Origin of the sequence: Leptolyngbya sp. FACHB-711 (assembly GCF_014695615.1) — a bacterium.
GTDB lineage: Bacteria > Cyanobacteriota > Cyanobacteriia > Elainellales > Elainellaceae > Leptolyngbya_A.
In genome coordinates, this window is the sequence record NZ_JACJOR010000175.1 from 1 (window position 1) to 21726 (window position 21726).

The window sequence follows — 21726 nt, forward strand, 5'->3', positions numbered from 1 at the left end:
TTCGGGGAACTGCGAAGCAATCGGCTGCATTCTGATATCAAATTTTTGAAATACGCCCTGAAGCATCATACGAGATTTGTCGTGGGTTTCCAGTGACTTCACAAAGCCAAACGGTAAATTGCAAGTTTGATAAATTGCAAGTTTGATACCGTGGAGATGCCCCTTTTGTTCCTCTCTACCGTGATTGATTCTTTCACTGTGTCCCAACCTGCGATCGACCTGGGCTGGGTGCGTGCCCAGTTTCCGGCTCTGGCGCAAACCGTGAACGGAGAACCTGCCGTGTTTTTTGATGGTCCCGGTGGCACACAGGTTTCGCAGCGAGTCATCCAGGCGATGACCCATTACCTGACTTTTGCCAATGCCAACACCCACGGCGTTTTTCTCACCAGCCAGCGCACCGATCGCACGATCGAGTCTGCCCATGCAGCAATGGCAGATTTTTTGCACTGTGCCCCGCAAGAAGTGGTATTTGGCGCGAATATGACGACGCTGACGTTTGCCCTCAGCCGATCGATCGCCCGTGAACTGAAGCCCGGAGATGAGATTGTAGTGACGCGGCTGGATCACGATGCCAATGTGTCTCCCTGGACGGCGTTAGCTGAGATCGGCGTGACGATTCGCTGGGTTGATTTTCACCCCGAAGACTGCACGCTAGATTATGAAGATTTGCAGCGTCAGATCACTGAGAAAACAAAGCTAGTAGCGATCGGCTATGCCTCGAATGCGGTTGGAACAATTAGCGATGTGGCAAAAGCGGTTGAGCTGGCTCACCAAGTAGGAGCCTGGGTGTATATCGATGCGGTTCATTACGCGCCTCATGGGTCGATCGATGTCAAGGCGTTGGACTGTGACTTTCTCGCCTGTTCGCCCTACAAATTTTTTGCACCTCATGCGGGTGTGCTGTACGGCAAAGCAGAATTGCTAAATCGGCTGTATCCCTACAAAGTCCGTCCGGCAGCGAATACCTCGCCCGATCGCTGGGAAACCGGAACCCAAAATCATGAAGCAATGGCGGGCGTAACGGCGGCGATCGAGTATTTAGCAGATCTGGGCAGAAAAGTTGACCCTCAAAGTGCCGATCGACGGGCTGCACTGGTAGCGGCAATGAACGCGATTCAGCAATACGAAGCCGATTTAGCAAAATATCTCATCGCCGAACTGCTGCAAATTCCGGGTTTACAGTTTTACGGCATCACCGATTTCGATCGCATTCAGTGGCGCACACCCACGGTCTCAATTCGGCTAAAGGGCTATCATCCAAAGCAGGTTGCTCAGGCGTTGAGCGATCGCGGCATTTTTACCTGGTCGGGCAACTACTACGCGCTGAATTTGAGTGAACGGCTCGGCGTCGAAGATCAGGGCGGCATGGTGCGAATTGGCTTAGCCCATTACAACACGACCGAGGAAATCGATCGAATGCTGGAGGTTTTGCATCAGCTTGCAAAAAGTGAATCACCATGACTCAGCCTACCCGAAAAGCGAAAGCAACCTTACCTGCCAAATCCATTATCCGATTGGGTCGATTTGCCTGGACAACAATGTGGCATTTAATGATGTCTCGGCTTGCGCCACGCGATGCGTCGGGGGCTTACATTCGTCCAGCCAGCGAGTTTAGAAACGCGATTGATACAGATTCTAATCGCCCTTATCTGCCAGCCACAGGACGCTATCGGCTCTATGTAGGATTGGGTTGCCCATGGGCACATCGAACGCTGGTTGTCCGTGCCCTGAAGGGATTAGAAGATGCAATTTCGGTAACGATCGTTTCTCCTTCGCCAGAAGCAGGAGGATGGATATTTGATACTCCAGAGAATGGCTTGCAGACGTTAGCGGAATTATATCAGCAAGCTAAACCGGGATATACCGGGCGATCGACTGTTCCCGTACTTTGGGATACACAAACACAAACGATCGTGAATAACGAAAGCGCAGAAATCATCGTGATGCTGAACGATCGATTGAATGAATTTTCTCAGTATCCTGAACTCAATTTGTATCCTGCTGAGCTACGAGAAGCGATCGATTCCTGGAACGAAAAAATTTATGACGCAGTGAATAACGGCGTATATCGTTGCGGATTCGCCCAGACGCAAGCAGCCTATGATACTGCCGTGAATGAGCTTTTTACTGTTCTGAACGAGATTGATGTGGCTCTGGAACATCAGCGATATTTGTGCGGGAATCGCTTAACGCTGGCAGACGTGCGCCTGTTTACAACTCTGATCCGCTTTGATGCGGTTTACTATGGATTGTTTAAGTGCGATCGTCGCCGGATTCAGGACTACCCAAATCTGGCAGGCTATCTGCGCGATTTGTATCAGCTCCCAGGCGTGGCAAGCACTTGTGATCTGGAAGTGATTAAACGCGACTACTACGGCAATTTGTTTCCGCTGAATCCGGGCGGCATTATTCCCACAGGTTCCAGTCTGGACACTTTGCTTGCACCGCACGATCGAGCAAAGCTTAAGGACTTGTTTTAGGGAGGGTCTTGAGGATAATAGATTGCGAAACCATCGAAAGAGCCTTTAGTCAGTGAGAGTGCGAATCGTTTAGTCGCCTGTACTGAAGCGATCGAGAAAGAATATTTGACGATAAATCTCAAAGTCCCCCAGGATTGGGGGATTTAGGGGACAGCGCACAACCTCTCCCACTGACCCACTATTCTTTAAGCGACAAATTCTAGAAAGTTAGAACCGTTCGGATTGCGTCACCCCGGTGCATTAGATCAAAGGCTTCGTTCACTTGCTCGATCGGCATCACGTTCGTGATCAGATCATCAATGTTGATTTTGCCGTCCATGTACCAGTCCACAATCTTGGGAACGTCGGTGCGTCCTCTTGCGCCACCAAACGCGCTGCCTCTCCAGACCCGACCTGTCACCAACTGAAACGGACGAGTGCTAATTTCCTGTCCGGCTCCCGCTACGCCGATGATCGTACTTTCGCCCCAGCCTTTATGACAGCACTCCAACGCCTGCCGCATTACATTCACATTGCCGATGCACTCAAAGCTATAGTCCGCACCGCCTTTCGTCAGTTCTACCAGATGGGCAACCAGATCGCCTTCAACTTCCTTGGGATTGACAAAGTGAGTCATGCCCAGCTTTTCTGCCAGTTCGCGCTTCTGCGGATTCAGATCCACACCGACAATCATATTCGCCCCGACCATGCGGCAGCCTTGAATCACATTGAGTCCGATGCCGCCCAACCCAAAGACGACTACGTTTGAACCGGGCTGCACCTTTGCGGTGTAAATTACGGCTCCCACGCCTGTCGTCACACCACAGCCGATGTAGCAAACTTTTTCAAACAGGGCATCTTCCCGGATTTTGGCAACGGCGATTTCGGGCAGCACGGTGTAATTGGCAAAGGTAGATGTGCCCATGTAGTGATGGATCATCTGACCATCGATCGAAAAACGGCTCGTTCCATCGGGCATCAGTCCTTTGCCCTGAGTCGATCGAATTGCCTGACAGAGATTTGTTTTGCGGCTGAGGCAGTATTCGCAGTTGCGGCACTCTGGCGTGTAGAGCGGAATCACATGATCTCCGGGTTTCACTGAAGTTACGCCTGCGCCCACTTCAACGACAACCCCGGCGCCCTCGTGACCTAGAATCGCCGGAAATAGCCCTTCGGGGTCTGACCCAGACAGCGTGAAAGCATCGGTGTGGCAAACGCCTGTCGCTTTGATTTCGACCAGCACTTCGCCTGCTTTTGGTCCTTCAAGCTGCACGGTTTCAATACTCAAAGGTTTGCCTGCTTCCAAGGCTACGGCTGCTTTCACATCCATAAATTTTCTCCTGCGATCGTTTCGGTAAAGCTTGTTTAAGCTTCTTGCATGATGGGTGGTTAAACCATTCTTTGACTATGACATATCGTTCTAAAAATTAAGGTCTGGCTAGAAATTAAGGTCTAGAAAATCAGACCGCATCAATTCCATGTGCTGATTCGTGAATATTGGTCTGAAGGCTTGGGCTGAACCGTTGGTCTCCTATTCCGATCGCCTCTGCAAGTCCTGTTTTCTAATCTCCACTGAGTATGCCAATCGATCACCTCGCGAGAGGGCTTCTCCGGTGACGATCGGCTGATGAGCGGGGGTGTAGGCAGTGTAGCAGTAGACGATCAGCGGCTCCCCAAGGGGAACGCCTAGATATTCGCTGGTTTCAGGGTTGGCACGAGTAGATTCGAGGGTGGCGGTAATGCGATCGATCAGAACGCCATTTTGCTCTAGGGTGGGAAAGGTCATGTGCTGCTTCAGGTCTTTAGCGTAGGTTTTGCCCAGGTTTGCCAGGATGTAGGTAATATCAATGGCAACGGGAACGTCGTTCAGCAGCAGCAGTTTTTTTTGCAGATAGACTTCGGATTGATTGGGCGAAAGTTGCAGTGTTTGACGAATGGTAGACGGAGGAGAAACCGATTTAAACACAAGATTGCGAATGGAACTGGTGACACCCTGACGAAGCATATCCGCTTCAAAAAAAATCATCGGGCTGGACAGCGAATAAGTGACTTTGCGCTGTTCTTTAACAAACACGCCCTTGCCGCGCTGAGAAACGACTAAGCCCTGGTTGACCAGATTGGCGATCGCTCGTCGGGCAGTAATGCGGCTGACTGCAAACTGCAGCATGAGCTGGTGTTCGCTGGGCAACTGTTCGCCCGGTTTAAACTCGCCGTTTGTGATTTGATGACGAAGCTGCTCAGAAATTGCCAGGTGAAGGGGAATCGGCATTGAGAGGGCGATCAGGTGAGTTAAAGAGGCTGAAGCTTTGCTTGAAGTTGAGGCAAATCTTTCTGAGCGGCGTGTAGTTCAAGGGCGGGTTTTCCAGCAATTGGGTGTCGCCAGATTAGCACAGAAATTCCGTTGATGCGAGCAGGGGCAGCACAGTGCAGCGGCAGATTTTCCAGTCGGTGAGGCGGTTTAGAAATCGCAATCAGCAACAGTTGAGATAAGGCGGCTTCAGGCAGAATCAACGACCCCAGCCAGTTAAATTTTTTGATCCAGACATGCTGAGTGGACAAAGTATTCAAAACCTGAGCAATGGGGGCATTGTCTCCGCAACAGGAAATCCGAAAGTTGTTTTCACAGAGCCGCAGAATTGAGCAATGCTCGCCGCCAAGCTGAGATTCAAGAGATCGAAACGGCGCAATTCGATCGATCGCTTCACCTACGATACTTTTCATTGCTTGCAGACCATCAACGCCTGCGATATCCCAGAGGTAGGTTTTGATCTCCGTTTCTGTTCTCTCTTTCGTTCCCATTTTCGTTCTCACGCTCGTACTCTGCTCTTGGTTGGATCATAAGCTGCCAGCGTTCCCACGATCGCCTTGATTCGTCGCTTCATTCCATCCATCACGCCGACTTCCAACTCAGTGCCGATCGTGCTGTATTCAGGAGCCACTTGAGCCAGAGCAATACTGCGATTTAGAATTGGTGAAAAGGTTGCACTCGTAATCATACCGACGCGCCAGCGTTCCCCGATCGCATAAATAGGGTGTCCGGGTTCTGCGACTTCATTGCCGTCTAGCACCAGTCCAACAGCGACTTTAGGTGGGTGTGGCTTGATTGCTTCCAGGGCGGCTTTGCCAATAAAATCGGGTTTCTTCAGTGCCACTGACCAGCCGATTCCCGCCTGATAGGGCGATGTTAAATCGTCAAACTCTCGTCCGGCACTCAGCAATCCGGCTTCAATTCGGGCGCGATCGAGGGCAAACATTCCCATCGGCTGCAGTCCAAACGGTTTTCCGACAGCCATTAGCGCATCCCAAAGGGCAGACCCATCACGAGGATGCACAAATAATTCGTAGCCCAGTTCTCCGGTATATCCGGTGCGCGAAATCAGAACGGGAACGTTGGCAATCGTGCCGATCGCAAAATGAAAATAAGGCAGATCGTCGATCGTGTAGGGGGTGAATTTTGAATCAAACTGGGTGATCGATCGCAGAATTTGTCGGGAGAGCGGACCCTGAAGTGCCAGATTGTGAAGTCGATCGCTGCTGGGATCGATCGTCACCGAGAAACTTTGTTGCTGTGCCAGCCGTGCCAGCCATTCCCCGTCAGAGTCGCAGTTGCCCACATAGCGAAACACCTGCGCTGCCAGTCGAAACACAATCCCATCATCCACAATGCCACCGTGGGGATTGAGCAAACAGCCGTAGGCAGACTGCCCGACTTGCAGTTTGGTCACATCTCGCGAAAAGGCATACTGAAGCAGATTCAAGGCATCGTCGCCGCAGATCTCAAACTTTCGCAGTGCGGAGAGATCCAGCAAAACGGCTCGATCGCGCAGTGCCCAATATTCGTCTTGAATGCCGTGGTGGGCAAAGGTTTGAGGAACCCAGAAGCCGTTGTATTCTGCCAAATGATCGGTGAGCGTCTCAATGCGATCGGTGAATGCGCTGGGTTGGGTTTGTCGCAGGGGCAGCGTGGGGGAAGCTCGTCGCCCAACTGATCGCGCAAAAGTTTCGCTCCTGTCATAAATTCGCACCTGAATCGGCGTGGGATGCCAGCCATTTGCCGGATCGATATCGTCTGGACAGGAGGAACTGGCGCAGAGCAAATCGCGACTTGCCCGCAACAGCACATAGTCTCCCGGACGCGACCACGATTCGGCTGAGACGATCGCCCCGCTGCAATCTACGGCAGTATTAAAAAAGAAATTTACCGCCGCCCAGCCCGATCGGGCCGCAATGCCATACGGCTGCAAAACTCGATTAAAGTTATCGCTACAGCTTGGATGTCCCGGATAGCCTGCGTCTTCGTAGTATTGGTTGGTGCAGGCAAGCAGGAAGCTGTCGTGTCGTCCGCAGGTGTCCTGAATCACTTCAAACAGCGGCTGGAGCGTTTGCGAAAAATATTTGCCCAGCAGTCCAGCCTGAGGCATTGCCAAGCCATTCAGGGTGCGAGTCGCAGTGCTGTCCAGTTCTTCCGCATCATCGATGCCCGCGAACGCCAGAAAGTCCGAACACTGCGATCCTTCCACGTCAATGATTTGAATATACTGTCCTGCCTGCACCCTGTAGGCGATCGCCGTTCCGGGTTCAATTCGATAGTCTGCAATGACACGTCCCATCGGCTGCGGAACATCAGAGCTGATTGCAAAATCAGATTTTATCGTGTTCTTAGAATTATCTTCAGAACTATCTTTAGTTTCGAGGCGCATACATCATTACCATTACACCAAGCAATGCAATCCAGCTTCCCAACCAATCAAAGCGATCCGGCTAGCCAAACAAGATAGCCGCCCCCAATCTCACACAGACCTGCCAACAGAAAATAAAACAGCGATTGAGCCATTAGACGATCGCCACCCGATCGCCGCATCGAATCGTACCGCCCTGCCTGACACTGGCATAAATGCCTACATGACCGCTGTTGTGTTTCACGATTGTTCTCAGCACATTCACATCGTTGGACAGTTCGCCCTGCGGCAGCGTGGTCATTACACAGCGCGGGCAAGGTTCGGTAATGCTGAGCCGGACTTCATCGCCGATCGCAAGCGTTTTGCCCACCCAGTCATTTTCGACAAATCCCGTTGCGCCCTCGAGCGGTTTAACCACAAAATTTGGGCGAAAGCGGCGCGGCTCAAAGCGTGAAGTCGGCGTGATCGATTGAAACTGATCGAGTGTTGCCGTCGTGAGCAAATGCACGGTTGCTGCATCAAAAAACGTATTTGGACGAATAGCAGCATTCGTTTCGCAGCCTGCATCTGTAATGTCTTCAATATCGGGTGTATACATCTCAATGCTGGGGGCTGCTGGCGCGGCGGTTTCTAGCCTGACTTTGCGCCCAAATGCCTGAGAGAGAATTTCGTTTATGTCTGATCGATCGCCCATCACGATCGACCCATCCGGCAGCGTAATTTTCACCTGTTCCGGCGAATTGAGAGCAGCGCGACAGTCAAATAATATGCCCCACTTGCGCGGCAGCTTTGCGCTAATAATTGCTCCTGTTTCTGCATCCACCAGCGCATAGGCACGATCGCCCATCAAGCCACGCTCCATCACTTCCGTTGCGTTTAACTCCTCGCCCAGCATCGATTTAACCGGATATCGCCACATCGAGACGATCGACCCAACCACAGATTCATTGTTCATTATTAAGTCTCATTGTTAAATCCCCTTATCAAATCTCATTGCGATCGTAGAACGGTATGGGCGATCGGGTTTTTCAGGGGTTGGACGATCGCTCACACTGAGCCGAATGTATTCTCAGGCAATGCTCGCGGCAAAGGACTTTGATAAAGCTTGCGCTTCGGCGGCATCCGCTTCGGCTAAAAGCTGTTCTGCCAGTTTGCGCTTGCCTGCTGCGTCTAATTTTTTGACTTCGTTGTGCAGCACGCGCTCGTTCACGTTTTGATTCCAGTAGTCCAGAGAATCGAACCCTAAAAGAGCCAGTTTGCCTACAAATTGCCGCAGCACTTCGTTCGTCGGACCCATCACCCAGCCCGCTTTACCATCGCGCAGATAGCGTTCGATTTCCATGTCTTTCTTGAACCCTGAACCGCCGCAGGCGTGCAGCATCTTGTCGCAGACGTGGGCTACATTTTTAGCTGCTGCAAACTTGATTTGCCAGTACCAGGGCAGATAAGCCGATCGCGGCAAAGCCGTCAGATCCGCGTGGATTGACCAGTCGCACCCGTTCGTCAGATCATCCATCAGTTTGCCCATGGTGAAGGTAAACGATCGACAGGTGTTGGTATCAATAATCGCTTCGCCAAAATAATCCTGAATCGTTGGATAATCTGCGACACGCATTCCCACATCAACGTGCTTTTTGCGAGTGACGTGCCGCTTGGCAATATCGATCGCCCCCATGGCGATACCGTTCCAGCAAGCCGACGAACAGAGCAGGAAAAACGGATCGACAATTTCGTCGTTAGAAGCGGTACCGTCTCCTTTGGGTCCGACCAGGCGATCGATCGGAACCGTGACCCCATCGACTAACAGCGTTCCCGACTGGTTGCCGCGCAAACCCAGCGCATCCCATTTGTGCGGTTCTGCTTTGACTTCATCGCCGTAGATCAAAAAGCAGGACAAATCCGCGTAGTTGCCGTCAAAATCGGGGCTGGTAGTCTGGACAATGTACCAGTCAGCAAAGCCTGCCGAAGTCGTCCAGGAGGCTTTTTTGGTGACGTTCCAGCCTGCTTCAGACGCTTCTGCTTTCGAGGAAACAGGATACCAGAAGTGCGATCCGGTTTCTGGGTCAGAGTAGGACAGTGTCCCAATCAAGACATCGCGATCGAGGCGTTGAAGCAACTGCTGCAATTGGGAATTTTCATGGGCACGAAACAGAGCGGCGGCGACTGCGCCCAGGTGCATTGTGTAGCACATTGCTGTACTGGGACAGCCATAGCGGGCGATCGTTTCTACAATCATTGCCGCACAGACATGATTTTCGCCCAATCCGCCCCACGCTTTCGGCACAAATAGCCCCAATAAACCGAGCGATGCCAATGCCTCAAAGTTTTTGCGCGGGTAAACCAGATTGCGATCGGAATCGATGGCGTTGGGACGCAGTACGGTAGCACACAAGTCGATTAGCTTTGCCTGAAGCTCCTGCTGGGCAGGTGTGAGCAGCCATTGGGGGTCAAAGTCATAATCTAATCCCCAGAAGGGTTCTCCCTGCCAAACCTTTGTTCTCACCATAATTTTTCACCTTTTAACAAACGCAGACTGCACGATTGATCCTGTCAATTACCCCAATGCAAGGCTTCTGAACGATACACGACCGAAGAGCGAGAAGTCGGAGCAATCATAACAGGTCAGAACAATCAACTATTTAGAACAATTAACGATTCGACTATTGATCGAAGATTATCCTGCTGAACATCGTTGAACCACTCGAACAATGCGACGGCCGAGGACGTGAAAGACGATCGAACAGAGAATGAATAATTGGAGTGATGATTTGAGAATTAATTTGATGAACGATCGGTTCAGGCAGGATAAAGGAACACAGATGCTGCAATCTATAAGCTTTCAGGGGTACTACGCGATCGCTCACACGTCTTACAAAAAGTCATTGCCTGAAGTTCATTCCTGACAGATTGCCAAAGTTACTCAAGGATTCAGGACAAGGGCTTAGTCATGTAGCATAAACTGCTCTAATCTCCCAGATGGTTAATTAGAATACCATTTGTTATAACAAGTTAGGTTTAACATTTGGTTCAGGATTTATCGTTCCTGCGGTATGTTCATCTTTAACTCAAGATTTTGCTGATTCAAAACGCTTGGGTTTGAGCTTGTCGCGTTCGGACTTTTAATGTCTGAACTTTTAATGTTCGGGCTTTTAATGTCTGGGCTTGCAGCGTTCGGATTTTTCTAGTTTGCGATTTTGCGATCGCGTAATTAACACTTTCATCTGAGTTTTTTGTTTAGCGAATCGAGGGCTGTTCGTTCAGCCTGATTTATCGTGCCTATCACTTAAAGAGCGTGACAGCAAGAAAGAGTGACAGGATTCCCTGGTTACGCCGTGCGAATTGTGGTGTCTTGCAACGATAGTCGTTTATCCTCCATCAACCATGTCTCCTGAAGCGCAAGAATTTCTCGGCACATTCACTTCAGAGTCTTTTTACTACTGGTCTTCGGTGTTCATGTTGCTGATCCACGCAGGCTTTCTTGCCTACGAGGGCGGCGCATCGCGCACAAAGAACGTGCTGGCAACGATGGTCAAAAACCTGCTAACGCTTGCCAGTGTCGGACTCGCTTTTTTCTTCTTTGGCTGGTGGGTATACAATGCGTTTCCATTTTTCCCATTTACGGGTGGCATTTTGGGACCGTGGACTAACCCCGAACAGAGCGAAACGATCAAGACCGCAATGACCTATGTGGATGCGTCCTATCCCTGGTCGCCTGCGCTAGGTCCAAATACTGCTGATCACATTACGGGCGTGTTCTTCTTTGCGTTCGCACTGTTTGCTATGACGACCGCCTCGATTCTCTCGGGAGCTTTGATTGAGCGAGTCAAAATCGGCGCATATCTGATTCTGTCGATCATCCTTGGTTCATTTACCTGGCTGATTGGAGCTGCCTGGGGCTGGAGTGCGTTTGGCTGGATGTTTACCCGCCTGGGGTATCACGATTTTGGCTGCGCGGCGATCGTCCACGGCATCTCTGGCTTTTTCACGCTGGGCGTGCTGATGAATCTGGGTCCCCGGATTGGCAAATATGACGAGAACGGCAACCCGCGTCCAATTCTGCCGCACAACCTGCCGCTAACAATGGTGGGGCTGATGCTGATCTTTGTGGGCTTTTATGCGTTTCTGGCTGCCTGCATGATTTTCTTGCCGGGCTACGATGGAGAGACGACGATCTACGGTACGCCGATGACGCTGGCATCGATCGGAGTAAATACCACAATGGCACTCGCTGCCGGACTAGTGGGAGCTTACCTGTCTTCTAAGGGCGATCCGTTCTTTACCATCTCTGGCGGACTGGCAGGCATTATTGCGACGGGTGGCGGCATGGATCTGTACCATCCCTCGGTCGTGATTGTGCTGGCGTTTATCGCGGCTTTCATCATGCCCAAGGTGATTGTGGCGATCGAGAAAGCAGGGATTGACGATGCAGTGGGGGCAGTGGGCGTTCACGGCTTCTCTGGACTCTTTGGCTCAGTGGTGGTCGGTATTGCAGCAGCAGGCTACCCCCAGGGCGACGGCATTCCTTCGATCAATCTGGTCGGTCAGCTTGTCGGTGCGCTGGTCTGCGTCATTCTGCTGGGCTTTATCCCGGGCTATGTTTCAAGCTGGGTGCTGAAGAAATTTAACCTGTTACGCGTTCCGCCCGAAGAGGAAATCAAGGGCTTGGATATTGCGGATCTGGGCGTTGAGGGCTATCCCGAATATGCCACTACGACCTTTGTGTCGCACTTCAGCCGCAACGATGGCGCAACTGTGCCAACTCCACACAGCTCTACTGAACTTGCACCGGAATAGGGAGGCAATCCATGACCAGTCCATTTTCCACGTTTCAGGAATTCTCCGAGGCAAAAGGACCAATTTATACCTTTGCTAATAGCTCCGCTGCAATCGGCTTTTTTCTGCTCGTCTCTCTCGCGATTAGCGTTTATTTCTTTTATGCGTCGTTTGGCTTGAAACAGGAGCAATCTCCTTCTCAAACTGCCAAAACGCTTGGGGCTTTGCTGCTTGCCGGAGGAATGTCGCTGTTCAGCACGCTGTCGCAGCCACAAAAACAGCCGGATTCCACGCGCTCTACTCGCTACGAAGCCCGTTCTAATCGCCCCTCCTGGCAACCTTTTGTTGCGCTCGGTCTGATGGGCATCGGCAGCACATCGCTGGGACGCAAAACTCGTCGCAAAGTGAAGCGATCGTCCCTTCAGGGAACTGCCAAGCAATCGACCCGTGCTGGATCGAGAGGGCGATCGATCCGATAAATTCAAGTTTCAGACTTTCAGCTGGGTATAGATCGAGGAGGCATTGCCTCCTTTTTTTCGATAGACAAAACTTGGGCAGGCAAAACTTGGGCAGGCAAAACTTGGGCAGGCAAGACGAGCTTTGTTTCATTTGTCCGTTCATTCATCCAGTCATTCATCTAGCGATATCAGTGGCGAGGGCAGCATCCCGTGCCGGATTTGAGGCACAATGAATTCGGTTGAAGCGAGTTTGGGGGAAGAGACTGCCGTGAATTTTCAGTCAGTGATTGCAACGCTGCATCAGTTTTGGAGCGATCGAGGCTGCTTAATCGTTCAGCCTTACGACACCGAAAAAGGAGCAGGCACGAAGAGTCCACACACGTTTTTGAGGGCGATTGGTCCAGAACCGTGGTCAGTGGCGTATGTAGAACCCTGTCGCCGTCCGGCAGATGGACGGTATGGAGAAAACCCGAATCGGGTGCAGCACTATTACCAGTACCAGGTTTTAATCAAGCCATCGCCGGATAATATTCTGGAAGTTTATCTGGATTCGCTGCGCGCATTGGGCATTCAGCCTGAAGACCACGATATTCGCTTTGTCGAAGACAACTGGGAAGACGCAGCCGTTGGAGCCTGGGGGGTAGGCTGGGAAGTCTGGCTGGACGGAATGGAGGTGACGCAGTTTACTTATTTCCAGCAGTGTGGCGGAATTGATTGTCGTCCGGTTTCGGTTGAAATCACCTACGGGCTGGAGCGGCTCACGATGTATTTGCAGGGAGTCGATTCGATTTTTGAGATTCAGTGGAACGATCGCCTCACCTACGGAGACGTGCATTTGCAGAGTGAGATCGAAAATTCCGGCTATAACTTTGAGGCATCTGACCCGGAGCTGCTGTTCACCCTGTTTGGGCTGTACGAGAAGGAAGCAGAGCGGCTGATGAAGCTTGAACTGGTTGCACCAGCATTTGACCATGTGCTGAAGTGTTCACACACGTTTAATCTACTGGATGCGCGGGGCGTTATCTCGGTCACGGAGCGGACGCGGTACATTCTGCGGATTCGGAATTTAGCAAGACAGGTGGCACAGCTTTATTTGAAGCAGCGCGAGGAAATGGGCTTTCCGCTGCTAAAGGGTGAGCTAGCGCAAGCCGCTTAAAAAACCGTGCCGTCGCTGACGATTTGAATCGGGGGAATGCCGCCCGATCGTTTTTCTTTGGCAATTTGTCGTCCGGCTGCCCAGGTTCCACCTTCCAAGACTTTTGCCAGGGGGAGGCTTTGCTGATCAAGGTTGAGCGTTGTGCGAATGCGATCGGCAATGCGATCAAGCAGGATGACGGTGAGGGCACGCCATTCGACAATGACTTCCGAGTCTGGGGAATAGGCGGTTTTGAAGATCGTTTCGTGCTTGGGCTGAAGCAAGCCACAATCAAGGCATAGTCCCCCGTTGCGATATTCGGGAAGTCCGGTGAGCTGGTCGAGGTCGGTGATGAGAATGCCCAGCTCTTGCAAGGGTTCCAGCAGCGAATAGGTGAGCCACTGGGAAAGCTTATGAAAAGGAACGAGCTGAGAGCCAATTCCCCGATCAGGCAAGGCGGGGTGAATCCAGACATCGCCCAGATTAACGCCTGCGATCGTTTGTCTGCCAGCCCAGATTTCGCTGAAGCCCGCTAAGACTGCCTCAAAGACGCGATGAGCCGAAAGTGGGGGCTGGGAGGTCTGAAGCAAATAATCGACCAGATTGCCAGGGCGCGGCGTTTCTGTGCCAAATAAACTCGGAGCCTGGTGAAGAGCATTGCCGAGCTGGTGCATGAGGGCAAGCCGTCCCTCAACCCCGACGAGCGGGTTATCTGCGCTGATTTGAAATCCTGCCGCAAATTGGGATTCGCTCAAATTTTGCAGACCGATCGCATCTGCCTGAAGTGGATGGGCAGGATCGCTGGAAAAGCCACCCGATGTGAATAAGTGAAAGCTGGCGACTGCTAGCCCTTCCGATCGCTGAAAATCCTGACCGGTTTCTGCTTCGCGATAGCGCCAGTCGGCTCCTGCGCCGGCATCAAGCAAAACGCTGGTAATTGCCAGATCAAACTTTGCTTTTGCGCGTTCCAGAGGAGTTGCATCGGTCAGCAGACGATCGAGAATTGCCGATCGCGCAACGCCCCCTGCTTCAAAATGTCGCCAGCGACTGTGGAACGGCACATTAAGGTCGGGATAGTTGGCTTGCATCACTCGAATCACATAGTCTGCGGCAGAATCGAGCTGAGTCAAATCGCAGCGAAAATGGTCGAGCTGGTCTTGAGTTGCCAGATTGAATAGAGTACCGCATCGATCGCGGATTGCCTGAGTCGATCGTAAATATTGAATGACGGTTTGTTCGGTGGGGGGAAGTTGCTCTAGTCCGATCATCAAGCCTTTTCCTTCAGCCTTAGGGGGTGGGGGTTCGGGTGCAACGAGTTCGAGGATTATTTTGTGCCGTAGAGCCGATCACCTGCATCGCCCAGACCTGGAATAATGTACCCGTGTTCATCTAAGCGTTCATCGATCGAGGCGGTAAAGACCGGTACGTCAGGGTGCTGTTCGTGGAAATGTTGAAGGCCTTCCGGGGCTGCCAGCAAACAAACAAACTTGATCGAGGCGGGGTTGGCTTCTTTGAGGCGATCGACAGCAGCAACGGCAGAGTTTCCGGTTGCCAGCATCGGATCGACCACGAGCATATCGCGCTGTTCAACATCGGGCGGCAGCTTCAGGTAGTACTCGACGACCATCAGCGTTGAGGGTTGGCGATAAAGTCCAATATGTCCCACTTTTGCGGTAGGAATCAGCTCGATCATGCCGTCGAGCAAGCCCTGACCTGCCCGCATAATCGAAACTAGCACCATTTTTTTGTCTGCTGCCAGCATCGGGGCCTGCATGGTTGCCAGTGGGGTTTGGATTTCCTCTTTTTTCAGAGGGAGATCTCGCGTCACTTCGTAGGCAAGCAGCATTGCAATTTCCTTCAGCAAGCGACGGAAATCTTGAGTGTGGGTATCGGCTCGGCGCATCAGGCTCAACTTATGCTGCACCAGCGGATGGCTAATCACAGTCACGTTTGCACTCATCGCGTTTGCACTCATCGCGTCTGCACTCATCGCGTTAGAACTCATCGCGTTTATTTACCAGGCAACTCAACCCTGCTCTTTTTCTTGCCAATTCTTGCCAAAATTCCTGAAAGCAAAGTTTTTGAAAAGATTTGGAGTCTTTGAACGGATAGAAATCGAGCGGTTTCGGATACTACAATACGATACATCTCTCTAGGGGGTATTACGCGCAGCCATGACCGATCGCCCAACCCAACCCAACTCTAATCCGTCATCTCGCAAATCCAAGCATATTATTCTGACTTCGCATCAGGCTCAGAATACCTCTGTCGCCCCGATTCGCTGGGGAGCAGCAACCCCTCAAGAACGCGGTCCCATCATTGGCTCAATTAGAAGCCAGAAATATCGCAACGTGATTGGTTCCCACGCAGGCTCTTATGGTGTTTATCGTGCCCTGGCGGTCGCAAGTGGCGTGCTTGACCCGATGCACAAAGCAGACTTAACCAATACGGCTCCCACAATGGAGATTGGCCCGTTTCCAAGCTGGAGCAATCCTGACAAAATTGTGTCGATCGATCCGTTTGGGGCACTTGCCGGAGAAGCATTTGGCAATTTTGGCTCTGATGAATACGATATTCTGCCGACGATCGCCATCACCAAGGCACATATCAACATTCCTGAACTCAAAGAAGAAATGGCTCAGGGACGGTTGCAGGCAGACGGTCAGATCCTCAAAGCCGATGCCAGCCTGCTGGTGACAAAAGCGGCGCTCGATCCCGTGTGGTATCTGCCGGGCATTGCGAAGCGGCTAAACATCGACGAATGGGATCTGCGGCGAGTGCTGTTTCAGCAAACGGGCGGAATGTTTCCTGAACTTGTTACCCGTCCTGATCTGCACGTTTTTCTGCCGCCGATCGGCGGAACGACCGTGTATATCATTGGTGATCCGACAGCAGTGACCAATCCCGATTGTCCTCTCGCGGTGCGGGTGCATGACGAGTGCAACGGCTCGGATGTGTTCGGCTCGGATATTTGCACCTGTCGTCCTTATCTGGTTCACGGCATCGAAGTTTGCATTCAAACAGCACAGGAAGGCGGCGCAGGCGTGATCGTTTATTGCCGCAAAGAAGGGCGGGCACTGGGCGAGGTAACGAAATTTCTAGTGTACAACGCCCGCAAACGTCAGGAAGGCGGCGATCGAGCAGATGCCTACTTTATGCGAACCGAGTGTGTCGCCGGAGTGCAGGATATGCGCTTCCAGGAATTAATGCCCGATGTGCTGCACTGGCTGGGCGTTACGCGGATCGATCGCCTCGTCTCGATGAGCAACATGAAATACAACGCCATTACCCATTCCGGCATTGAGGTCGTGGAACGCGTCCCGATTCCGCCCGAACTGATTCCCGCCGATGCCCAGGTCGAAATCGAGGCAAAGAAAGCATCTGGCTACTTTGCAAAGGATGAAGTGCTGACTGAAGAAGAACTGGCGGAGATTAAGGGGCGATCGTATTAATTGGAACTCAAAATCTTTATCGGGCGCGGATGGCCTGGCAGTTAAACGCGGCTTGCAGAGCGAATTCCAGCCAGGGACTCTGTTATCCTAGCGTTAGGGATTCTCATGCCTAATCTGGGAGTTGCTTTTGACCGTCGATTGATTTGTTCCTTTGGCTTTTCTCTATGGCTACTTTTTTTGATCTGATGGTAAAAGGCGGTCCGGTGATGATCCCATTGATGGGATTTTCAGTGGCGACGATCGCCTGCGCACTGGAGCGGGCTTTGTTTTGGTATCAGCTTCAAAGCAAAGAAGACCGGGTAGTGCATGACGTGCTGACAGCCGCAAAATCTAGCCTGGATGATGCGCGAGGGATTGCTGAAAGAACACAGAATTTGCCGATCGGTCGATTTCTGCTTGCTCCGCTGCGGCTAAAGCAACCCACCCCCGAAACCTTCCGGCTGGCAATGGAAGCGGCAGGCGAGAAAGAATTTGCCCAGATGCGAAAAGGAGACAAACTGCTGGAAACGACGGTGGCAGTTGCGCCTTTGCTGGGGCTACTGGGAACCGTGACGGGTCTGATCGTTACCTTTGATAACCTGAATATTGGTGGCGGAGGCGGGACAGAACAGGCAACCAAAGCCGCAGGTGGAATTGGCGAGGCACTGATCACGACCGCAGCCGGGATGATTGTCGCCATTATTGCGCTGCTGATCTACCGAGTGATGGCCAGTTTCCAGACGCATCAGGTCGATTATTTCACCGAAGTGGGAACCGAACTGGAACTCATTTATCGGCAGATCTGGTACGAGCCTTCCCAGGCAAACGCTCCGTATTTGCTGCCTGCGGCTCACTCGGCTCCTGCTTTGCCCAACGACGGAAGATGATCGAACTAAGCAGATATGCGATTTAAACGAAAGCACCGCAGCGGCTCGCTTCCAGAAGTTAATCTTGTGCCGATGCTGGATGTGCTGATGACCGTGCTGACATTCTTTATCATCGTGTCGATGACGTTAGCCACCCAGCAGGGCGTACAGGTTCAGCTTCCATCCAATCAGCCCGCCACGCCTGCGGAACCCCAGCCCGAACCGCTCATCGTCCAGATGCAAGCCGAGAATCAGCTTTTGTTAAACAATCAGCCGATCGCCAAAGCAGAGCTACTGCCCAACATCCAAGCCTATCTAGAGAAAACGCCCAAAGGCGCGATCGTGCTCCAGGCAGATCAGAAGTTGTCGTACGAGCAGGTGATTCAAATACTGGGCGAAATGAAGGATGTAGGCGGCGATCGCGTGTCGCTGGCGATCGAGTAGCAGAATCTTACCCAGGCAAAACTCCAGGCAAAAACTTCAGGCAAAAACTCCAGGCAAAACGATGCGGTTTAAAAACAAACGATCGGGGGCACCACTTCCAGAAGTTAACCTTGTGCCGATGATGGACGTGCTGATGACCGTGCTGACGTTCTTTATCATCGTGTCGATGACGCTGACCGGACAGCAAATTCTCAATCTAAATCTACCGCGAACGAGCGGAGCCGGGGCAGACGGAGAATCTGCCAAGCTAAAGACCCTGGTGGTTGGACTGAACGCCGATCGCCAAACAATTATCAATAATCAACCTGTGAGTTCCGATCAGCTTGCTCAACAAATGCAGCAGTTTCTCTCTGAAAACCCAAACGGAGTAGTGCTGCTGAAAGCCGATCGCGAACTAACGTACAATGCAGTTGCTCAACTGCTCAAAACAATGCAAGGAATTGGCGGCGATCGTGTTTCTTTGGCGATCGAGCGGAGGCCAAATTAGCCCAATTCGCACAAATGAATCCCCAATTCAGACCAATCCAGACCAATTCATCGAACAAATTAAACAGATGGTTTTAGCGTTGCTGCTCCAAATGTCGCGTTGAATAGACGACACCAAATCGCCGCAGATTTAAACTCATCAAGCTTTACGTTATCGGGAATGTCATAGCTTTGCGCGCCGCTATAGCTTTTGAGCGGAGCCAACAGAACGTAATCCCCTTCATTAATTGGAAAAGCAGGCGGAACGGTAGAACCAATCACATCGGGCGATCGATGCAAAACAACGAATAAATCGGGTCCAAAAGTTGAAGTTTTAAACGCTTGATCCAGCTCTAGAACTCGTTTGCCGCTCTGGTTTGTAATGCGAACAGTGCCCTGGGTAGGATGTTCGCCAGCAACAAAACTGCCAGAACTCAGGATTAATTCCTCGCTTGCCTCAGGGGTTGGGCTAGGAGGATTTGCTGGAGAAGAAGCTGCCTCCCCGCCAGGAGAACCGTTTTGATTCAGGCGCTCTGAGGTCGGGGCAGGAGCAGATTTTTGAGAAACTGATTTGCTGGCACAGCCTGTAGCCAAAACTGCCATAAAACTTGAGCCAGCAGCCAGGACAAAGCGACGAGATTTCATATTGCTTCCTGCTTTTGTTCTCAACAAGGAATTAATTAACGTAACTGCACAAACGATCGGTAGCAGCCAAAAGGGTCTGTCAAAAGGGTCTACAGTCAGCACCACCTATACTCCGTAAACGCTCTCAGAGAATATTTTGATCCGATGTGCTACATTCGCCCCCAGGGTCAAACCTCGTTTAGGACAGCCCTTCAGGGAACCTATCCGAGGAGAGTCCATTCGATCAACAGAGCGAGATACGGTATTCATAATGCGCTTTTCTCGACCAACCTTGTTTCGACTCAAATTTTCCCGGCTTAAAGTTCGGATGGTTGCCTTTTTCGGTACGCTTCTGGCGATCGTCTCCCATCCCAGCCTAGTGTCATTGGCTCTCGCGCAAGCTCAGCCCAGCCTTTCCACGCCCGACCAAACCGTAAACTGTGAAATTTTGATTGTGGGCGGCGGACTAGCCGGAACTGCGGCTGCCTATGAAGCTTTATCAGACGGCAAAACCGTATGTCTGACTGAAATTACCGACTGGCTGGGCGGACAGCTCACTGCTCAAGGCACTTCTGCCCTGGATGAGGCACAGCGACAGCGATCGCTCTTGTTCTATCCACGCGGCTATCTGGAACTACGGCAGCGCATCGAGCAAAAATACGGCACGCTCAATCCGGGGGACTGCTGGGTGAGCGAATCCTGTTTTTTGCCCGAAGACGCGGCAGAAATTTTGCAGTCGATGCTGAAGGAGGCCGAGCGGCAGGGCAAAGGAGAGCTGAAATGGTTTCCTGCCACCGTGGTAAAGGATTTGAAGCTGAGTGCAAATGGCAAGCAGATCGAGCAGGCGATCGCCCTCCAACACCGTCCTGCCCCCGGTCAGCCGCCGCTCAATACTGCAACCCTTTCGCAGACAATCGAGGATGCCTATCGCTACGAGGATTCCGATCGGTTTCAGAAAACAGTGATTTCCTTTGTGCCTTTGGCAAATCAAAATCGCTGGTTTGTGATCGACGCGACGGAAACCGGAGAACTGGTGGCTCTGGCAGATGTGCCTTACCGACTGGGAATTGATCCGCGATCGTACCGCAATCCTTCCTCACCCAGTGAAACAAGCGATCCGTACTGCACCCAAGGCTTTACCTATACCTTTGCAATGGAGCAAACTGAGAATCCGCAGCCCCAGGAGATGCCATCGTTTTATCCGCAGTATGCCCCTTATTACAGCTACGAGCGAGATAACGCCAACTTTGATTATGTGTTTACCTATCGGCGCATTCTCAGCCCGAAACCACGTAGGGAAAAAGGTCGCAACGGTGTATCAAATCCAAAACCGGGCGATATTTCCATGCAGAACTGGACGTGGGGCAACGATTACCGTCCGGGAACGGCTGCGGATAATTTGATTTTGAGCCGCGATCAGCTTCAGCAAACCGGACAGCTTCAACCCGGTGGCTGGATGGGCGGACTGCGATCGGACACGCTGCGAAAGGGCGAGGAGAATGCGCTCGGTTACTATTACTGGTTGGTCGAGGGCACAACAGATTCTCAGTTGGGGAATGGCAAGAAGCAGCCCGCACCCAATCACCGCTACCTGAAGGGCTTCGATGCTCCGATGGGAACAGCGCACGGACTGTCGAAATATCCCTATATCCGCGAGTCGCGCCGGATTGTGGGTCGTCCGTCCTACGGAGACGAAAACGGCTTTATGATTTCAGAAATTGATATCTCTCAGGTAGACTACAACGATTCCTACTATCAGCAAACCCTACCGGACGCGATGTATCGACAGTTGCGGATTGCCCTGGCAGGCCTGGGAGCCACCAACGCGATCGTGGAAGATACTCCTGCGAACCAGATTCCACGCCGGACGCGATCGACCATTTATCCTGATGCGGTGGGCATCGCTCAGTATGCGATCGACTTTCACCCCTGCATGACGCTTTCGCCGCCCGAAACCCCCGGCAACACCGAACGCGAAGGAATGCGGCGGGCACACGGTTCAGCTTATCCGGCACAAATTCCGCTGCGAGCAATGATTCCGCAGAAAATCGATAACCTGATCGTCACAGGCAAGAGCATTGCCACCAGCTTTATTGCTGCCGCTGCCTATCGCGTCCATTCCTTTGAGTGGTCTGCCGGAGCCGCCGCCGGAGAAACTGCCGCTTATGCCCTGGAAAAAAATCTCTTTCCTTACGAGCTGGTAGACAATCTGCCCCTGCCCGAACCCCAGCTTGCGGAACTGCAAACCCGCCTGCGGGCACGCCAAAACCCGATCGCCTTTCCAGATACCTCGATCTTTAATTTGGATTGGGACGAGTGGCGCGTCTGGTAAATGGGGTCAAAAATTTGGCGTTGCTGAATTTGAGTATGATTCGCCCCCCTAGCCCCCCAA

General features: G+C 52.0%; 21 protein-coding genes. 10 read left to right on the forward strand and 11 right to left on the reverse strand.

The features are described from left to right. Positions 1-156: 156 nt before the first annotated feature. Positions 157-1461 (forward strand): cysteine desulfurase-like protein, encoded by a 1305-nt coding sequence (locus H6F80_RS06075; RefSeq protein ID WP_190790696.1) that lies wholly within the window; start codon positions 157-159, stop codon positions 1459-1461. Next, positions 1458-2480 (forward strand): glutathione S-transferase family protein, encoded by a 1023-nt coding sequence (locus H6F80_RS06080; RefSeq protein ID WP_190790697.1) that lies wholly within the window; start codon positions 1458-1460, stop codon positions 2478-2480. The genes H6F80_RS06075 and H6F80_RS06080 overlap by 4 nt, the downstream gene beginning before the upstream one ends. 199 nt (positions 2481-2679) lie before the next feature. Here H6F80_RS06080 and H6F80_RS06085 read toward each other — a convergent pair whose 3' ends face one another. From H6F80_RS06085 to H6F80_RS06120, 8 genes are all read right to left on the reverse strand, one after another. Then, entirely contained in the window at positions 2680-3789 is a 1110-nt protein-coding gene (locus H6F80_RS06085; protein ID WP_190790698.1) for an S-(hydroxymethyl)glutathione dehydrogenase/class III alcohol dehydrogenase, read from the reverse strand. Positions 3790-3990: 201 nt separating this feature from the next. Beyond that, a complete protein-coding gene (locus H6F80_RS06090; protein WP_190790699.1) occupies positions 3991-4728 on the reverse strand; it encodes a GntR family transcriptional regulator in 738 nt (245 codons plus the stop codon). A 20-nt stretch (positions 4729-4748) separates the two neighbouring features. Beyond that, positions 4749-5258, reverse strand: coding sequence for a hypothetical protein (locus H6F80_RS06095; RefSeq protein ID WP_190790700.1), 510 nt, complete (start codon positions 5256-5258; stop codon positions 4749-4751). An 8-nt stretch (positions 5259-5266) separates the two neighbouring features. After that, a complete protein-coding gene (locus tag H6F80_RS06100) occupies positions 5267-7069 on the reverse strand; it encodes a DUF1989 domain-containing protein (protein WP_190790701.1) in 1803 nt (600 codons plus the stop codon). A 73-nt stretch (positions 7070-7142) separates the two neighbouring features. Then, complete coding sequence (locus tag H6F80_RS31120) at positions 7143-7202, reverse strand: hypothetical protein (RefSeq protein WP_190790720.1); 60 nt, start codon at positions 7200-7202, stop codon at positions 7143-7145. A 4-nt stretch (positions 7203-7206) separates the two neighbouring features. Continuing rightward, the gene (locus tag H6F80_RS31125) at positions 7207-7320 is read right to left on the reverse strand and encodes a YnfA family protein (protein WP_242067190.1); all 114 of its coding nucleotides are present in this window, start codon (positions 7318-7320) and stop codon (positions 7207-7209) included. Further along, the gene (locus tag H6F80_RS06115) at positions 7293-8093 is read right to left on the reverse strand and encodes an MOSC domain-containing protein (RefSeq protein WP_190790702.1); all 801 of its coding nucleotides are present in this window, start codon (positions 8091-8093) and stop codon (positions 7293-7295) included. Before H6F80_RS06115 ends, H6F80_RS31125 begins: the two co-directional genes overlap by 28 nt. Before the next feature lie 114 nt (positions 8094-8207). Continuing rightward, positions 8208-9644 carry an acyl-CoA dehydrogenase family protein gene (locus tag H6F80_RS06120; RefSeq protein ID WP_190790703.1) on the reverse strand — a complete coding sequence of 479 codons (1437 nt, stop codon included), beginning with the start codon at positions 9642-9644 and terminating at the stop codon, positions 8208-8210. Positions 9645-10519: 875 nt separating this feature from the next. Between H6F80_RS06120 and H6F80_RS06125 the strand changes: the two genes are divergently transcribed. The 3 genes from H6F80_RS06125 to glyQ all read left to right on the forward strand — a co-directional run bounded on the left by H6F80_RS06125 (position 10520) and on the right by glyQ (position 13525). Then, entirely contained in the window at positions 10520-11932 is a 1413-nt protein-coding gene (locus H6F80_RS06125; RefSeq protein ID WP_190790704.1) for an ammonium transporter, read from the forward strand. Between the two features lie 11 nt (positions 11933-11943). Next, positions 11944-12390: a hypothetical protein gene (locus H6F80_RS06130; RefSeq protein WP_190790705.1), complete on the forward strand. Its 447-nt coding sequence runs from the start codon at positions 11944-11946 to the stop codon at positions 12388-12390. Between the two features lie 208 nt (positions 12391-12598). Continuing rightward, positions 12599-13525, forward strand: a complete 927-nt coding sequence (gene glyQ / locus H6F80_RS06135; protein WP_199296408.1) for a glycine--tRNA ligase subunit alpha — start codon at positions 12599-12601, stop codon at positions 13523-13525. Here the strand turns inward: glyQ and H6F80_RS06140 are convergent. Continuing rightward, positions 13522-14772, reverse strand: coding sequence for a URC4/urg3 family protein (locus tag H6F80_RS06140; RefSeq protein WP_190790706.1), 1251 nt, complete (start codon positions 14770-14772; stop codon positions 13522-13524). The genes glyQ and H6F80_RS06140 overlap by 4 nt on opposite strands. Positions 14773-14828: 56 nt before the next feature. Further along, a complete protein-coding gene (gene upp, locus H6F80_RS06145; RefSeq protein WP_518523531.1) occupies positions 14829-15509 on the reverse strand; it encodes a uracil phosphoribosyltransferase in 681 nt (226 codons plus the stop codon). Positions 15510-15678: 169 nt separating this feature from the next. Between upp and H6F80_RS06150 the strand changes: the two genes are divergently transcribed. The 4 genes from H6F80_RS06150 (at position 15679) to H6F80_RS06165 (ending at position 18732) form a co-directional block, all read left to right on the forward strand. Continuing rightward, positions 15679-16956: a GTP cyclohydrolase II gene (locus tag H6F80_RS06150; protein WP_190790707.1), complete on the forward strand. Its 1278-nt coding sequence runs from the start codon at positions 15679-15681 to the stop codon at positions 16954-16956. Positions 16957-17120: 164 nt separating this feature from the next. Beyond that, the gene (locus tag H6F80_RS06155; RefSeq protein WP_190790708.1) at positions 17121-17822 is read left to right on the forward strand and encodes a MotA/TolQ/ExbB proton channel family protein; all 702 of its coding nucleotides are present in this window, start codon (positions 17121-17123) and stop codon (positions 17820-17822) included. A 15-nt stretch (positions 17823-17837) separates the two neighbouring features. After that, on the forward strand, positions 17838-18245 hold the full coding sequence (locus H6F80_RS06160; RefSeq protein ID WP_190790709.1) for an ExbD/TolR family protein: 408 nt from the start codon (positions 17838-17840) through the stop codon (positions 18243-18245). A gap of 61 nt (positions 18246-18306) precedes the next feature. Further along, complete coding sequence (locus H6F80_RS06165; RefSeq protein WP_190790710.1) at positions 18307-18732, forward strand: ExbD/TolR family protein; 426 nt, start codon at positions 18307-18309, stop codon at positions 18730-18732. A 59-nt stretch (positions 18733-18791) separates the two neighbouring features. On the opposite strand, the gene H6F80_RS06170 is transcribed toward H6F80_RS06165, so the two are convergent. Further along, positions 18792-19355: a DM13 domain-containing protein gene (locus H6F80_RS06170; protein ID WP_242067191.1), complete on the reverse strand. Its 564-nt coding sequence runs from the start codon at positions 19353-19355 to the stop codon at positions 18792-18794. Between the two features lie 271 nt (positions 19356-19626). On the opposite strand from H6F80_RS06170, the gene H6F80_RS06175 reads away from it, so the two are divergent. Further along, positions 19627-21666 (forward strand): FAD-dependent oxidoreductase, encoded by a 2040-nt coding sequence (locus tag H6F80_RS06175; RefSeq protein WP_518523532.1) that lies wholly within the window; start codon positions 19627-19629, stop codon positions 21664-21666. Positions 21667-21726 lie beyond the last annotated feature (60 nt).

What these genes read in the sequence shown, in the direction of transcription:
- H6F80_RS06075 (WP_190790696.1), top strand. Translation starts at nt 157, where the DNA reads ATGCCCCTTTTGTTCCTCTCTACCGTGATTGATTCTTTCACTGTGTCC.
- H6F80_RS06080 (WP_190790697.1), top strand. Translation starts at nt 1,458, where the DNA reads ATGACTCAGCCTACCCGAAAAGCGAAAGCAACCTTACCTGCCAAATCC.
- H6F80_RS06085 (WP_190790698.1), bottom strand. Translation starts at nt 3,789, where the DNA reads ATGGATGTGAAAGCAGCCGTAGCCTTGGAAGCAGGCAAACCTTTGAGT.
- H6F80_RS06090 (WP_190790699.1), bottom strand. Translation starts at nt 4,728, where the DNA reads ATGCCGATTCCCCTTCACCTGGCAATTTCTGAGCAGCTTCGTCATCAA.
- H6F80_RS06095 (WP_190790700.1), bottom strand. Translation starts at nt 5,258, where the DNA reads ATGGGAACGAAAGAGAGAACAGAAACGGAGATCAAAACCTACCTCTGG.
- H6F80_RS06100 (WP_190790701.1), bottom strand. Translation starts at nt 7,069, where the DNA reads ATGGGACGTGTCATTGCAGACTATCGAATTGAACCCGGAACGGCGATC.
- H6F80_RS31125 (WP_242067190.1), bottom strand. Translation starts at nt 7,320, where the DNA reads ATGCGGCGATCGGGTGGCGATCGTCTAATGGCTCAATCGCTGTTTTAT.
- H6F80_RS06115 (WP_190790702.1), bottom strand. Translation starts at nt 8,093, where the DNA reads ATGAACAATGAATCTGTGGTTGGGTCGATCGTCTCGATGTGGCGATAT.
- H6F80_RS06120 (WP_190790703.1), bottom strand. Translation starts at nt 9,644, where the DNA reads ATGGTGAGAACAAAGGTTTGGCAGGGAGAACCCTTCTGGGGATTAGAT.
- H6F80_RS06125 (WP_190790704.1), top strand. Translation starts at nt 10,520, where the DNA reads ATGTCTCCTGAAGCGCAAGAATTTCTCGGCACATTCACTTCAGAGTCT.
- H6F80_RS06130 (WP_190790705.1), top strand. Translation starts at nt 11,944, where the DNA reads ATGACCAGTCCATTTTCCACGTTTCAGGAATTCTCCGAGGCAAAAGGA.
- glyQ (WP_199296408.1), top strand. Translation starts at nt 12,599, where the DNA reads ATGAATTCGGTTGAAGCGAGTTTGGGGGAAGAGACTGCCGTGAATTTT.
- H6F80_RS06140 (WP_190790706.1), bottom strand. Translation starts at nt 14,772, where the DNA reads ATGATCGGACTAGAGCAACTTCCCCCCACCGAACAAACCGTCATTCAA.
- upp (WP_518523531.1), bottom strand. Translation starts at nt 15,509, where the DNA reads ATGAGTTCTAACGCGATGAGTGCAGACGCGATGAGTGCAAACGCGATG.
- H6F80_RS06150 (WP_190790707.1), top strand. Translation starts at nt 15,679, where the DNA reads ATGACCGATCGCCCAACCCAACCCAACTCTAATCCGTCATCTCGCAAA.
- H6F80_RS06155 (WP_190790708.1), top strand. Translation starts at nt 17,121, where the DNA reads ATGGCTACTTTTTTTGATCTGATGGTAAAAGGCGGTCCGGTGATGATC.
- H6F80_RS06160 (WP_190790709.1), top strand. Translation starts at nt 17,838, where the DNA reads ATGCGATTTAAACGAAAGCACCGCAGCGGCTCGCTTCCAGAAGTTAAT.
- H6F80_RS06165 (WP_190790710.1), top strand. Translation starts at nt 18,307, where the DNA reads ATGCGGTTTAAAAACAAACGATCGGGGGCACCACTTCCAGAAGTTAAC.
- H6F80_RS06170 (WP_242067191.1), bottom strand. Translation starts at nt 19,355, where the DNA reads ATGAAATCTCGTCGCTTTGTCCTGGCTGCTGGCTCAAGTTTTATGGCA.